At 62.6% G+C, this 13,133-nt stretch carries 9 protein-coding genes; 1 reads left to right on the plus strand and 8 read right to left on the minus strand.

Annotated features, from left to right (window positions below; translation table 11 throughout):
• Nucleotides 1-4 precede the first annotated feature (4 nt).
• The 5 genes from AC07VL_RS25715 to AC07VL_RS25735 form a co-directional block, all read right to left on the minus strand.
• Nucleotides 5-1,480, minus strand: a complete 1,476-nt coding sequence (locus AC07VL_RS25715; RefSeq protein ID WP_494808354.1) for a mannitol dehydrogenase family protein — start codon at nt 1,478-1,480, stop codon at nt 5-7.
• Complete coding sequence (locus AC07VL_RS25720) at nt 1,480-2,529, minus strand: ABC transporter ATP-binding protein (protein ID WP_494808355.1); 1,050 nt, start codon at nt 2,527-2,529, stop codon at nt 1,480-1,482. The genes AC07VL_RS25715 and AC07VL_RS25720 overlap by 1 nt, the downstream gene beginning before the upstream one ends.
• Before the next feature lie 18 nt (nt 2,530-2,547).
• Nucleotides 2,548-3,366, minus strand: coding sequence for a carbohydrate ABC transporter permease (locus AC07VL_RS25725; RefSeq protein WP_494808356.1), 819 nt, complete (start codon nt 3,364-3,366; stop codon nt 2,548-2,550).
• A 10-nt stretch (nt 3,367-3,376) separates the two neighbouring features.
• Nucleotides 3,377-4,237 carry a carbohydrate ABC transporter permease gene (locus tag AC07VL_RS25730; protein ID WP_494808357.1) on the minus strand — a complete coding sequence of 287 codons (861 nt, stop codon included), beginning with the start codon at nt 4,235-4,237 and terminating at the stop codon, nt 3,377-3,379.
• Between the two features lie 243 nt (nt 4,238-4,480).
• The gene (locus tag AC07VL_RS25735) at nt 4,481-5,791 is read right to left on the minus strand and encodes an ABC transporter substrate-binding protein (RefSeq protein ID WP_494808358.1); all 1,311 of its coding nucleotides are present in this window, start codon (nt 5,789-5,791) and stop codon (nt 4,481-4,483) included.
• Nucleotides 5,792-6,098: 307 nt separating this feature from the next.
• Between AC07VL_RS25735 and AC07VL_RS25740 the strand changes: the two genes are divergently transcribed.
• Nucleotides 6,099-7,379 (plus strand): maltoporin, encoded by a 1,281-nt coding sequence (locus AC07VL_RS25740; protein WP_494808359.1) that lies wholly within the window; start codon nt 6,099-6,101, stop codon nt 7,377-7,379.
• Nucleotides 7,380-7,562: 183 nt separating this feature from the next.
• Here the strand turns inward: AC07VL_RS25740 and AC07VL_RS25745 are convergent, their stop codons facing one another.
• From AC07VL_RS25745 to AC07VL_RS25755, 3 genes are all read right to left on the minus strand, one after another.
• On the minus strand, nt 7,563-9,923 hold the full coding sequence (locus AC07VL_RS25745) for a chitinase C-terminal domain-containing protein (RefSeq protein ID WP_494808360.1): 2,361 nt from the start codon (nt 9,921-9,923) through the stop codon (nt 7,563-7,565).
• A 101-nt stretch (nt 9,924-10,024) separates the two neighbouring features.
• The gene (locus AC07VL_RS25750) at nt 10,025-11,458 is read right to left on the minus strand and encodes a glycoside hydrolase family 19 protein (RefSeq protein WP_494808361.1); all 1,434 of its coding nucleotides are present in this window, start codon (nt 11,456-11,458) and stop codon (nt 10,025-10,027) included.
• Between the two features lie 847 nt (nt 11,459-12,305).
• A partial coding sequence (locus AC07VL_RS25755; RefSeq protein ID WP_494808362.1) for an MBG domain-containing protein occupies nt 12,306-13,133 on the minus strand: 828 nt, incomplete at its 5' end.

Raw genomic sequence — 13,133 nt, forward strand, 5'->3', positions numbered from 1 at the left:
CCCGTCAGGCCACGACCTGTTCGAGCGCGGCGCGCGCCCCCAGTCCGTACAGGCTGGCCAGCGACTCGCCCACCGCCTGCGTGAAGGCTGGCGTGTCGCTCAAGTCGCCGAACAGCTGGCGCAGCGACAGCAGCGCCGTGGCATCCGCCCCGCCCTGCAGCGCCAGCTCGCGCAGGCGCGCCGCGTACGGATCGCTCAAAGGCATCTCGTGCCCCTGCTCGTCGTGGCCTTCCAGGTAGCGGAACCAGCACGCCACCGTGAAGGCCAGCAGCTTGATGGCGCCGCCCCGCGCCAGCGCTTCGCGCACGGACGGCAGGACGAATTTCGGGATGCGCGCCGAGCCTTCCGTGCCGATGCGCGCCAGCTGGTCGCGCACGGCCGGATTCGAGAAGCGCTCGATCAGCGTATCTTTATACTGCGCCAGATCGATGCCTTCCACCGTATCGAGCAGCGGCGTGACCTCGTCATCCATCATGCGCCGCACGAGTGCGCGGATGCCGGCATCGCCCATCGCTTCGTGCGCGAACGTGTAGCCCAGCTGCATGCCAATGTAGCACAGCGCCTGGTGGCTGGCGTTGAGCAGGCGCAGCTTCATCTTTTCATACGGCAGCACATCATGCGTCATCTGCGCGCCCACCTTTTCCCAGGCCGGGCGGCCCTGCGGGAATTCATCCTCGATGACCCACTGGCGGAACGGCTCGCACACGACGGGCCAGGCGTCGACGATGCCGAAGGTGTCGCGCACGAGCGCCCGGTGTTCGTCCGTGGTGGCGGGCGTGATGCGGTCGACCATGCTGTTGGGGAAGCTGCCATGCGTGGCCAGCCAGCGCGCCAGTTCCAGGTCGCGCAGGGCGACAAAGGCCAGCAGCATCTTGCGCGTGACGTCGCCATTGTTTTGCAGGTTATCGCAGGACATGATGGCAAACGGCGCCAGTCCCCGCTGGTGGCGCAGGGCCAGGGCGGCGGCCAGGTAGCCGAACGAGCAGCGCGGCGCCTGCGGGTGCGCCAGTTCGTAGGCAATGTCGGGATGATCCGCATCAAACTCGCCCGTGCCCTGGTTGACGTAGTAGCCGCCTTCCGTGATCGTCAGCGAGACGATGCGCGTGCCTGCATCGGCCAGCTTTTCCAGCACGGCCTGCGGGTCGTCGGGCGCATACAGGTATTCGCCGATGCAGCCGACGATGCGCGCGGCATCTCCGGCCGCGCTGCGCTCGACGACCGTGTACAAGCCGTCCTGCGCCCGCATGGCGTCGCGCATGGCCGCATCATGCGCGAGCAGGCCCACGCCGCAGTAGCTCCATTGTGCCTGCCCGGGCAGGGCCGATAAGTCATCGAGGTAGACGGCCTGGTGGGCGCGAAAAAAACCGCCCACGCCGATATGCACGATGCCGGGCACGAGCGCCTCGCGCGCATACGCGGGCACGGCCACATTCGCTGGCAGCCGCGCCAGGTTCGCCTGGTTCAATGCGATAGCCGTCATCACAGCGCTCCTTTCGCCGCCGCGTAGGTCTTGCCGGCGCGGTCGAAATAATGCACGAAGCCCGGCTCGAACGTCAGGTGCGTCTGCTGGCCCGGCTGCAGGCTGCTGCGCTCCGCCCCGCGCGACACCACCTGCACATTGTTCGGCAGGCGCACATAGGTGAGGGTTTCCACGCCCAGGGATTCCACCAGGTCGACGGTGACGGGCACGCTGCCCGGCTGCGCCGCCCCCAGGTGCACGTGTTCGGGACGGATGCCGACGAAGCCGTCCCCCTGCGCCGCGCTGCCAGCCTGCGCCAGCAACTGCGGCGCCGCGTCGGCGGGCACCACGTTCATGCTGGGCGTGCCGATGAACTGCGCGACGAAGCGGTTGGCGGGACGGTCATACAGCTCCAGGGGCGAGCCATGCTGCTCGATCTGCCCGTCGCGCAGCACCACCACCCTGTCGGCCAGGGTCATCGCTTCCACCTGGTCGTGCGTGACATAGATGGTGGTGGCGCCCAGCTCGCGGTGCAGCTTGGCGATCTCGATGCGCGTCTGCACGCGCAGGGCCGCGTCGAGGTTCGACAGCGGTTCATCGAACAGGAACACCTTCGGGTCGCGCACGATGGCGCGGCCGATGGCCACCCGCTGGCGCTGGCCGCCCGACAGTTCCTTCGGCGTGCGTTCCAGGTATTTTCCCAGGTCGAGGATGGCGGCCGCCTTGTCCACTTTTTCGCGGATGATGGCGGGATCGACGCCCGCCAGTTTCAGGGCGAACGACATGTTCTGGAACACCGTCATGTGCGGATACAGCGCGTACGACTGGAACACCATCGCCAGGTCGCGCTTGGACGACGGCAGGTTGGTGATGTCGCGCCCGTCGAGCGACAGCTTGCCGCCGTCGATGGGTTCCAGGCCCGCGATCAGGCGCAGCAGGGTTGACTTTCCGCAACCCGACGGTCCCACGAAGACGACAAACTCGCCCTGCCGGATCTCCAGGTCGATGCCCTTGATGGCGCGGTGCTCGCCAAAGAATTTCTCGATATTGCTCAGTTGAAGGTAAGCCATGATGTCATCCAATAGTGTTTACTTAACAGCGCCGAAGGTCATGCCCTGGACCAATTGTTTCTGGCAGAACCAGCCCAGCGCCATGATGGGCGCAATCGCCATCAGCGACGCGGCCGACAATTTGGCCCAGAACAGGCCTTCCGGACTCGAATATGAGGCGATCAGCCAGGCCAGGGTGCCCGCGTTGGAGGCGCCCAGGTTCAGCGACCAGAACGATTCATTCCACGACCACACCATGCACACGAGGGCGGTGGAAGCGATGCCGCCCACGGACAGGGGCAGCACGACGTGGCGGAACTCGTCCCACACGGTGGCGCCGTCCATACGCGAGGCCTCGAGGATTTCGCGCGGCAACTCCTTCATGCTCGTGTACAGCAGCCAGATCATGATGGGCAGATTCATCAGCATGAACATGATGGTCAGGCCGATGCGCGTATCGAGCAGGCCGAAGTACTGGTAGCAGATATAGATGGGCATCAGGGCGCCCACGCCGGGCATGTAGCGCGAACTGAGCATGAATTTCAGCAAGCCGATGGTGCCGCCCGTGGGAAAGAAGGCCATGGAATACGCGGCCGGGATGGCGATCAAGAGGCCGATGGCCGTCGAGACGACGCTGGTAAACAGCGAGTTCCACGCGTAGCCGAAGTAATTGTCGCGCGCCAGCACTTCGCGGAAGCTGTCGAGCGTGGGCGTGAAGAACAGCAGCGGCGGCGTGGCGATGGCCTGCCCTTCCGTCTTGAAGGCCATCAGGCCCAGCCAGAAGATGGGGAAGAACAGCAGCAGCGCGCACAGCCAGGCGGCGGCCGTGCGGCTATAGAGATGAAGTTTGCTATGCATCAAGGTCTCCTTATTTCGACAGGTTCTTGCCGATGACGCGCATCAGGAAGAAGGCGGCGATGTTGGCAATGAGCACGGCGAACAGGGCGCCGGCCGAGGCCGCTCCCACGTCATACGACAGCAGCGCCTGCTGATAGATCATGAAGGTGATGGTCGTCGTGTCGAAGCCGGGACCGCCGCCCGTGGTGGTAAAGATTTCCGCAAAGATCGACAGCAAAAAGATCATCTCGATCATCAGCACAACCGAGACGGCGCGCCCCAGGTGGGGAATGTAGAGGTAGCGCAACTGTTGCAGATAGGTGGCGCCATCCATGCGGGCCGCTTCCAGCTGCTCGCGGTCCATCGATTGCAGGGCCGTCATGAAGATCAGGCAGGCAAACGGCAGCCATTGCCACGAAACCATCATGATGATCGAGAACAAGGGGTGGGCCGACAGCCAGTCGACGGGCGTGGCGCCAAAGAAGATGCTGATCTGCGCAAACAGGCCGTAGATGGGGTTGAGCAGCATGTTCTTCCACATCAGGGCATTCACGGCCGGCATGACGAGAAACGGCGAAATCAGCAGCACGCGCACGATGGCGCGCCCCGGGAACGCTTCATTGATCAGCAAGCCCAGCGCCGTGCCCAGCACCACCGTGACCAGCATGACGGAAAACAGCAGGGTAAACGTGTTCTGCAAGGCCGGCAGGAACGAGGCATCGGTAAAGAAAAAGTGGAAATTGGCCAGGCCATGGAAAGGATGGCCGCTCGGATCGAGCATGGAATAGCGCACGAACGAGTAATACAGGGTGATCAGCAGCGGGATCACGGAAATGACGGAGACGGCAACGACGGCCGGCGTCAGCAAAGTCCGGGGGATAAAGCGTTTCATAGGGTTCTCTTGAGACGTGAGGTGAGTGATTGATCTCTGCAATAGCAAGGCCAGTCATGTCACCTGTTTTACAAACCAAACGGCACAACAAAGATGCCTGACAAAACCGTAGCGAGCGGCAGTGAGGCTCGGCGCCCCCTTGTGGCCGAGAAGCGCAACCGTACTTTAGTACGGGGGCGCCGAGCCGGTGAGCATCGCCGGCCGCAAAGCGCGACGCGCAGCAGGTTTGGTCAGGCTATCCTCTTACTTGTAATAGCCACCCTTGCGCATCTCGCGTTCCGCCGTCTGCTGCGACAATTCCAGCGCCTGCTCCACCGTCACCTTGCCCAGCAGCGCCGCCGCCATCTGCTGGCCCGCCGCCACGCCGATCACCTGGAATTCGGGAATCGAGGCGAACTGCACGCCCACGTAAGGCGACGGCGGCAAGGTGCTTTGCACGGCGCGCGTGGTGGACAGGGCCTTGCCTTCGGCGGCCGCGAATTTCGCCACTTTCTGGAACTCGGGACTCGCATATGTCGACTTGCGCGTGCCCGTCGGCACGTTGGCCCAGCTCGTTTCCTTGGCCACCAGTTTCACGTAGTCGGGCGACGTGGCCCAGTTGATGAAGCGCTGCGCCTCGTTCGGGTGCTTGGAGCTCGACGGGATGGCCAGCGACCAGATCCACAGCCAGTTGGCGCCCCGTTCCGTCACGCCCACGGGCGACTGGGCGAATGCCACCTTGTCGGCCACCTTGCTCTGCTTGGGGTCCGTGATGAAAGAGGCGGCGATCGTCGCATCGATCCAGATGCCGCACTTGCCCTGGTTGAACAGCGCCAGGTTTTCATTGAAACTGTTGGCGGCCGCGCCCGGCGGGCCGTATTTCTTCATCAGGTCGACGTACATATTGACCGCGTCCTTCCACGGCTTGCTCGTGAATTGCGGCTTCCACTGCATGTCGAACAGCTGGCCGCCATAGGAATTGGCCATGGTGGTGATGAGGGCCATGTTGTCGCCCCAGCCCGGCTTGCCGCGCAGGCAGATGCCGTACACGCCGTTGGCCGGGTCGTGCAGCTTGGCGGCCACGTCGCGCAACTGGTTCCACGTGGGGCGGTCTTCGATGGTCATGCCCGCTTTTTTGACCAGGTCGCTGCGGTACATGATCATCGAGCTTTCGCCGTAGAACGGTGACGCGTACAGCTTGCCGTCGCCGGACAGTCCTTCGCGGATGGCGGGCAGCAAGTCGTCGATGTCGTACTTGGCATCCGGCTTGATGGGGATCAACCAGTTTTTCTTGCCCCAGATGGGGGTTTCATACAGGCCGATGGTCATCACGTCGAACTGGCCGCCCTTGGTGGCGATATCGGTCGTCATGCGCTGGCGCAAGACGCCCTCTTCCAGGGTCACCCACTTGAGCTTGATGTCGGGATTGGCTTGCTCGAAGAACTTGCTGAGCTTTTGCATTTCGATCATGTGGCCGTTGTTGACGGTGGCGATGACGAGGTCGGTTGCGGCCCAGACGGACGAGGCGAAGCAGAAGGCGCCGGCGCACAGCGCGGCAATGGCGGTACGTTTCATTGTGTGTCTCCAGTGTTTTTTGTCGTTGGCAATGCTCAGGTACTTAGCACCACGACCACAATGTAGCACCGGACTTTGATACTTTCTGATACTCCGAAACCGCAATTCGATACTCTTTTGCAGGCCCGCTATGCGCAAGAGTATCGACATGAGGCAAAAACAACACTCTGAAAGAAAGTATCGCGACTTGCCCATTTTGTATCAGGCTGGTTAAAAAAGCGCTGCTAGACTTGGTTTTCGGCATTAGACCGTGCGCGGTGGCGACCTCAGGCGCCGCCGCTACCACCTACATCCTTCTGGAGACTGCATGAACCGCACAGCATTGAAAACCTTGCCCGCCCTGCTCCTGGCCATCGCCAGCGCTTCCGCCCTTGCCGACCCCATGTACCCATCCGATGCCGAAGGCTTCCACGGCTACCTGCGCGCTGGCGCCGGCAGCAATACCTCGGGCGATGGCGGCTCACAAGGCTGCTTCGGTCTGGGCGGCAATACCATGAAATACCGTCTGGGCAATGAGTGCGACGCCTACACGGAATTCGGCTATACCAAGTCCATCGCCAAGTCCGGCGGCGTGAACTACCTGGCCACCATCTGGGTCAACGCCTACGCGCCGAATTCCGATTTCGGCGACCACAAGCTGGGCATCGTCAAGGCCTACGTCGAAGCGCAGGGACTCGATTTCCTGAACGGCGGCACGGCCTGGGTCGGCAAGCGTTTCTACTACCGTCCCGACATCCACATGCTGGATATGCAGTACATCAATATGAACGGCACGGGCGCCGGCCTGGACCGCATTCCCGCCGGCCCGGGCAAATTCTCGTACGCCTTCTTCAAGGATAACGACATCAATGCCCGCGATCCCGTCACGGGCGCCATCCTCGGCACCCGTTCGGCCGTGCGCCAGAACTTCATCTACGGCGAAATTCCCGTGAATGAAAACGGCACCCTGGACCTGGCTGCCACCATCATCACGGCCGAAGGCAAGGACAACGACATCTACGGCCCGAAACATAACGGCTGGCAACTGTCGGCCTTCCACCGTCAAGGCAAGGTGTTTGGCGGCGGCAATACCTTCGGCGTGCAGTACGGCGTCGGCCCTGGTATCGGCGGCGACGGCAACGGCCAGTTCGGCGCCTCGGGCAACACGGCTTTCGGTTCGGACCGCAAGCGCACCCGCGTCTTCAATGACATGGCGATCCAGCCGATGGAAAACTTCGGCATGGAATTCGTTGCCCTGTGGCAAAAAGACGAATCGAACGCCAGCGGTTCCTCGACCTGGACCTCGGTCGGCGTGCGTCCCGTCTACGCGTTCACCAACAACTTCAAGCTGGTGGGCGAACTGGGCACGGACCGCGTGACGCAAGCGGGCGGCCTGCCGGCCAAGCGCCTGACCAAGCTGACCATCGCGCCGACGATCTCGGCCGGTCCTGGCCTGTGGTCGCGTCCCGAGCTGCGCGCTTTCGTGACGTACGGCAAGTGGAACGATGCGGCCACCGCCTCGGTCAATGCAGCCAACAACGGCGGTCCGATCTACAACAACAATACCAGCGGCACGTCGTACGGCTTCCAAGTGGAAACCTGGTTCTAAACACCGAACCAAACCTGCTGTGCGGCCTGCGATGCTCACCGTGCTCTAGCACGGTTGCGCTTCTTAGCCACAAATCACTGCCGCTCGTGGCGGTTTTGTCCGGCGTTTTACTACACAAGAAGCTGCATACAAAAGGGCGGAACCTCGGTTCCGCCCTTCTTTGTTTACCCTGCCGGATTCAACTTACGGCAAGGCCACCGGCAGTTCCGGATACTCTTGCGTCAGCGCATACTTGGTGCCGCCCACGGTGACCGTGTAGTTGGCCGGTCCCGAGATCGGCAGGCGGTAGTTCAGGGTCAGCGCCACGGAACCGCCCGGCGCCAGCGATTGCCAGGCGGGAATCGCGAAGCGGGCCCGGTTGTAGTTCTTCGTGAAGCCGCCAATATTGTTCGGCCCCGTGTAGCCGGCATTGATCACCGTCAAGCCGAAACCCGACTGGTCGCTCATGTCCGACGGCGCGGACACGGGATAGTCGAATTCCACCACGGTGCCGCCCGGCAATGTCGACGCCGTGTTGTTCTTCACCGTCATCACCGGGTTGATGGGGAAGTTGTTGTCGCCCAGCTTCCAGCCACCGAGGGTGATGCTGATGTTGGCCGCCGTGCCCGGCATGGCGATTTCGGCGCGCTTGTTGCCATACACGCCGGCCGTGCGGAAGGCCTGGTACAGCACGTCCGTCAGGGTGGTGCCCATGAAGTACTCGCCCTTGCCGCCGTTGCGCGTGGCATCCCAGGCATAGTCGCCCGCCATTTCCCAGATCATTACGCCGCCGATATTGTTGTTGACGATGTACTGGGCCTTGGCCGCGATCGATTGCGTGGTTTCCGTGGAAATGAACACCTTCTTGGTCGCATTCCACAGCCACGGCGCCACCATGGTGCTGCTGTAGTACGGCACGTAACTGCCCACCAACGCCTTGTCCGTGACCTTATACGCGTCCAGGTAGCTCGGCACGATGCCGTTTTGCAAGTTCAGCGCATGCCAGATGGGGTTGCCGCCGCCTGGCGTGGGCTTGCCTTGGGTATCGAGGTCGTACCACACGTTGTCGATGCCGGTGGCGCCCATGCCGCAGGTTTTCACGCCAGCACAGGTGACCGTGGAATTGGTCAGCGCCGTCGTGCCCCACAGGCCGTTGGTGCCGCCCGTCACATCCTTCCAGCCCCGCGTGTAGAACGGCACGCCGATATTGATGCGGCCCGCCTGCATGGCGCCCCGGTAGTAGCGATAGGCCCAGTCCGTGTTCAGATAGCCGATGTTCTGGTACTGATAGGCGTTACCGGCGCGCAATTCGCCATCGTTGCCATCGTCAAACAGCGCCGCATTCGGTCCCACGTACTGGTTCCACGCGCCGTGCAAGTCGTAGGTCATCAGGCTGGCGTAATCGAGATATTTCAATCCCGACATGTTTTCCTCGCCCCGCAGCACCCAGCCCGAGGCGGAGCCGGCGATGGTCAGCAGATAGTATTTATTGTCCTGCACGGCCGCTTCGTCGAGCTTCTGGCGCAGTACTTTCAGCAGCACGTTGTAGCTCGTCATCAAGCCCGCCAGGCGCGGTTTCGAGGCGGCGAAGTCGTTCGGATTGCCCGCTTCATTGTTGGTCGTCGGATGTTCGTAATCGACATCGACGCCATCGAAGAAGTTGTATTGGCGCACGAAGGCCACCATGGAATCGGCCAGGGTATTGATGCCGGCCGTATTCACGCTGCCATCCGCATTCGTCGTGGCCGTATAGAAGCCGCCGCTGCCGGCCCAGCCGCCCACGGAAATCATCAGTTTCACGCCCGGATACTTCTTCTTGTATTGCGACAGCAAGTTGAAGTGGCCCTTGTACGGCAAGGACGGGTCCATGGCCGCGGCCGGGATGTTCGGCCAGGTGAGGCCCGTGTCCGGATTGGCCGCGCCGCTGCCGATGGCGATTTTCGACGTGGCCGGATCGACGGAGGCAAACGCATAGTTCAGGTGGGTAATCTTGTCCCACGGCAGGTTATTCACCAGGTAGGTCGGGCTGCCATCGGCGCCCGTGCGCCAGCTGGCGAAATAGCCGACGATGCGCCGGTTCAAGCCATTGCCCAGCACTTCGCGGCCATTCGCGTCATACACCTTGCAATACGGCACATTCGGCACGGCCGAAATCAGGCCGTCCGGACGGCAAGCCGTCGGCGTCGGCGTTGGCGTAGGCGTCGGAGTCGGCGTCGGAGTCGGAGTCGGCGTCGGGGTTGGCGTCGGGGTGGGCGTCGGGGTGGGCGTCGGAGTCGGCGTCGGGGTGGGCGTCGGCGTCGGTGTCGGCGTATCCGTCACGGCCCATGGCCCCCACTGGTCGGCGGCGCTGGGGACATTGCCTTGCGTCCACCACTTGGCCTTGTAGCTGACGCCCTGGTAAGTGACGCACTGGCCGCCCGTGTAGACGGTGGCGGCATCCCAGACTGCGCACGCCTCGACGGTGGCGAGCAAGGTGTTCGGCGTGGCCGTCGTGCCTTCCTGGCCGCCGCCGCAAGCGACGAGCACGCCGCTGAGCAAGGCCATCAATAATGCATTCGATTTCATGTGGTATCTGTCTCCGTTATGGTTGTACATCGAGAGCTGTTGCAGGCCCCTCAAGGGGCTCTTGTCAACTGTTATCCCTGGCCGGCTTCCTGCACTTGCTGTTACTGCAACTTCACATTCCAGTTGGCTTCCACGCATTTCACGTAGTTCCCGGCCAGCAAGGCGCTGTACGGGGTTTGATAACTGACCAGCTGGCATTGGTTTTCGCCACCCGCGCTCCAGTTCTTTTCCCAATAGATGTTGTAGGAAGCGGAACTGGCCGGGGTGAAACGCTGCATGTTGGCGCACGACAATTGTTCGCCGGAATAATCCCAGCCCATGTCGGCGGCAAACTGCTTGTAGTAATCGATGCGGTTTTGCGCGGCCTGCTTTTCCGTGCCCTGTCCGCATTCGGCATTGATGATCATGATGGTGGTGGCGAAGTTGTTCCCCGCTCCCGCCGCCGTATCGGCCGCGTTCGGCACCCAGGTGCCGTCGAGCACGTGCAGCATCGATGGCTTCGGCGGTTGCGGATAGACGAAGAAGAACGTGGCCGAGGCCAGGTTCAGCCAGGTCGACGCCACCAGGTCCGGATTCTTCAGCAGCACGGATTGATCGCCGTCATGCATGGCTTGCGAAAACGGCCCATAGTTGTAGTTATAGGACAGTTGCTTGGCGCCGCGGCCAAAGTATTTCTTGAAGCTGCCATCGGCGTTGGTACCGCAGGTCCATACCTTGTTGAAGACGGGGTCGGCGCACTCGATGTTGTAGCCGCAGCCGGCGCCCGTTTCATCGCAGCCCAGCTCGCGCAAATACTTCAAGCCCTGGCGCCATTGCGGCAGCGGGCTGCTGGCGTTATGGTCGCCCGTCTCCTGTCCGAAGTGGGCAAACATGGTGGCCAGGCTGTGGCGGCAGATGGCGTCCGCATTGCGCCCGTCGGCGTAGTCGTCGCACACGGCGGGAAACTTGGCCACGGCCTGCAGGAAACGCTGGTAAGTGTAGCTGGCGTCGCGCGCGGCAAAATAGTAATCCCACTTCGCCGCCGGCAGCAGGCGCTCGACGCGCTTGACGTTGAGTGGATTGCTGGCCAGGCCAGGCTGCACGGCTTCGACGGCCGTATTGCCCAGGGTACGGATCGAGGCCTTGACCTTGCGGAAGAAATCGTTGTTCGTCAGCGCCGCCTCGTTGGCCTCGGCCTGGGCCTTGGTGGGCACGCCTGGCGTCGGGGTAGGCGTGGGTGTCGGCGTGGGTGTCGGCGTTGGTGTCGGGGTGGGCGTAGTCGTGTCGAGGCTCCACGGTCCCCACTGGTCGTTGCTTGGCGCCGTGCCCTGCACCCACCATTTGGCGCGGTAGACCTTGCCGTCATAGACGACGCACTGGCCCGCCGTGTAGACGGCAGCGGCGCTCCAGGCTGCGCAACTGTCGCTGGCGGCCGTGGCGGCCAGCAGGGTCGATGGGGGCTCGGTGGTGGAATTGCCGCCGCAAGCGAGCAGCGCGCTGCCCAGCAGGCCGGCCATCAAGGGCGAGGCCAGCCGGCTTATATGCCGTGTCTTCACAATGTCTCCTGAACGTTATACGAAAACTATCGGGGTAGCTTTTTTGTACGTAAAGAAAGCGCAGCGAAGCATCGGCTTTCTGCACAGAGAATGCGACGCCGAAAATTGGTAGTCAAGTGGTTTTATATAACGGTGTTTTTTACAATACCAGTGACTGCAGGCGGTCTGGCCACGCCGTGGGAGGCAAAGAATGAGGCGAGGAAAAAAAGATCTTGCCGCGAGCGATGCCGGCAATACCGCGCGAGCGGTGGCGCGGCAAGTGGTATTAGCACTGCCGCGCCCGTTTCAGGAGGAAGGCGCGCCGGCGCGCGGCCATTGCGGAGAATCCACGTCGCAAAACCAGCCGCAGGCACTGTCGATTTGCGTCACGCATTCCACGGACCGGGCCATCAAGGCCTCGAAACGCACGCCATCCAGCGCCCTCAGGGGCGCACCGCTGGTGCGGTCCAGCCCGTGCCAGGGGGGCGACGAAGTCGTCGCAGGACGATGCGCTGCTGCGTCTCGGTGAAGCCGCGGACCTGGCCCGGCTCCCGTAGGCAGGCGGCTACCCTGGCCTCTGGCGCCAGTTGCGGCAGCAGCTTTACGCAGTGCAGCCAGGCGTGGTTCTTGTCGATCACGTCCAGCTAAAAAACATCGTCGCTGACCATGCGCCGCATGGCCAGCAAGGCGGAGCCGGCGCGCGGCAAGCCTGACACGCCGATAAGGTTGGAGGCTCTTGCATTCCAGCCAGATTGAAAATGGCCATGGCCATTTACCGCTTGCGCGGGATAGCAAGCAGCAAAAAAAATGCCGCTTCGCAAAGATTACGAAGCGGCATTTTTAACTGGCCAGGCCAGCTGGCAAATGTTTACTGACTTTCGATACTGGTATTGCCCGCTTCGCCAGGCAGGCGCAAGCCCGTGTCGACCACGCTCAGGCGCAAGCCCGGCAAGGCATTCGCATTGACCGACGCGGCCACCTGCACCACCGGCGAGCTGGCCGGAGGCGGTTCGCTGCCCTGCAATGCCACCACCACGTCTTCCTTGCTGGTGATGGTCTCGCCTTTCGCCACCACTTCGGCCTGCACCATATTGCCTTGCGATGGCGCCACATTGGCGGCAGCGATCACGCTGGTCACGGCACTTTGCAGCGCTACGGTGGGCTTCACCGTCAATACGCCAGGCGTGTAGGTGAGCGCATAGTTGGTCGACGATTGGCCGGCGGCCGATACCAGATAGCTGCCCGCCGCCGATCCCGTGGTGGCCGGCGTGCTAAACACCAGGTTGCCGCTGACCTCTGCGGCCAGCGTATCTCCGGCCAGCAAGCCCGTGTAGCTGGCCGTAAAGTCCGGATTCACGCGGCCCTGGTCTTTTTCAGCATTGTTCACCAGCACGCCCAATGCCGCTTGCGTGATACTGGCCGTCAAGCCGGTCGGGTTGCTCACCGTGTAATTGCTGGCCAGGCCAGTGCTGCTGTCAACCAGGGTCGTCCCGGTCACCGTCACGGCCTTGGCACTGGCAGCATTCTTGTCGGCAAACGTTGCCGTCTGGCCCGCAATACCGAGAGTCTCTCCAGCGACCAGCCCGCTCAAGGTGCCAACGGACAAGCTGGCCTGCACGTTGCCGTCATAGACCTTATTGCCCGCCAGCTGGCCCGTCACCGTCAAGGCCTTGGCCGTGATGCTGGCCGTCAAGCC

It is taken from the genome of Janthinobacterium sp. GW821-FHT03C08, assembly GCF_059420905.1.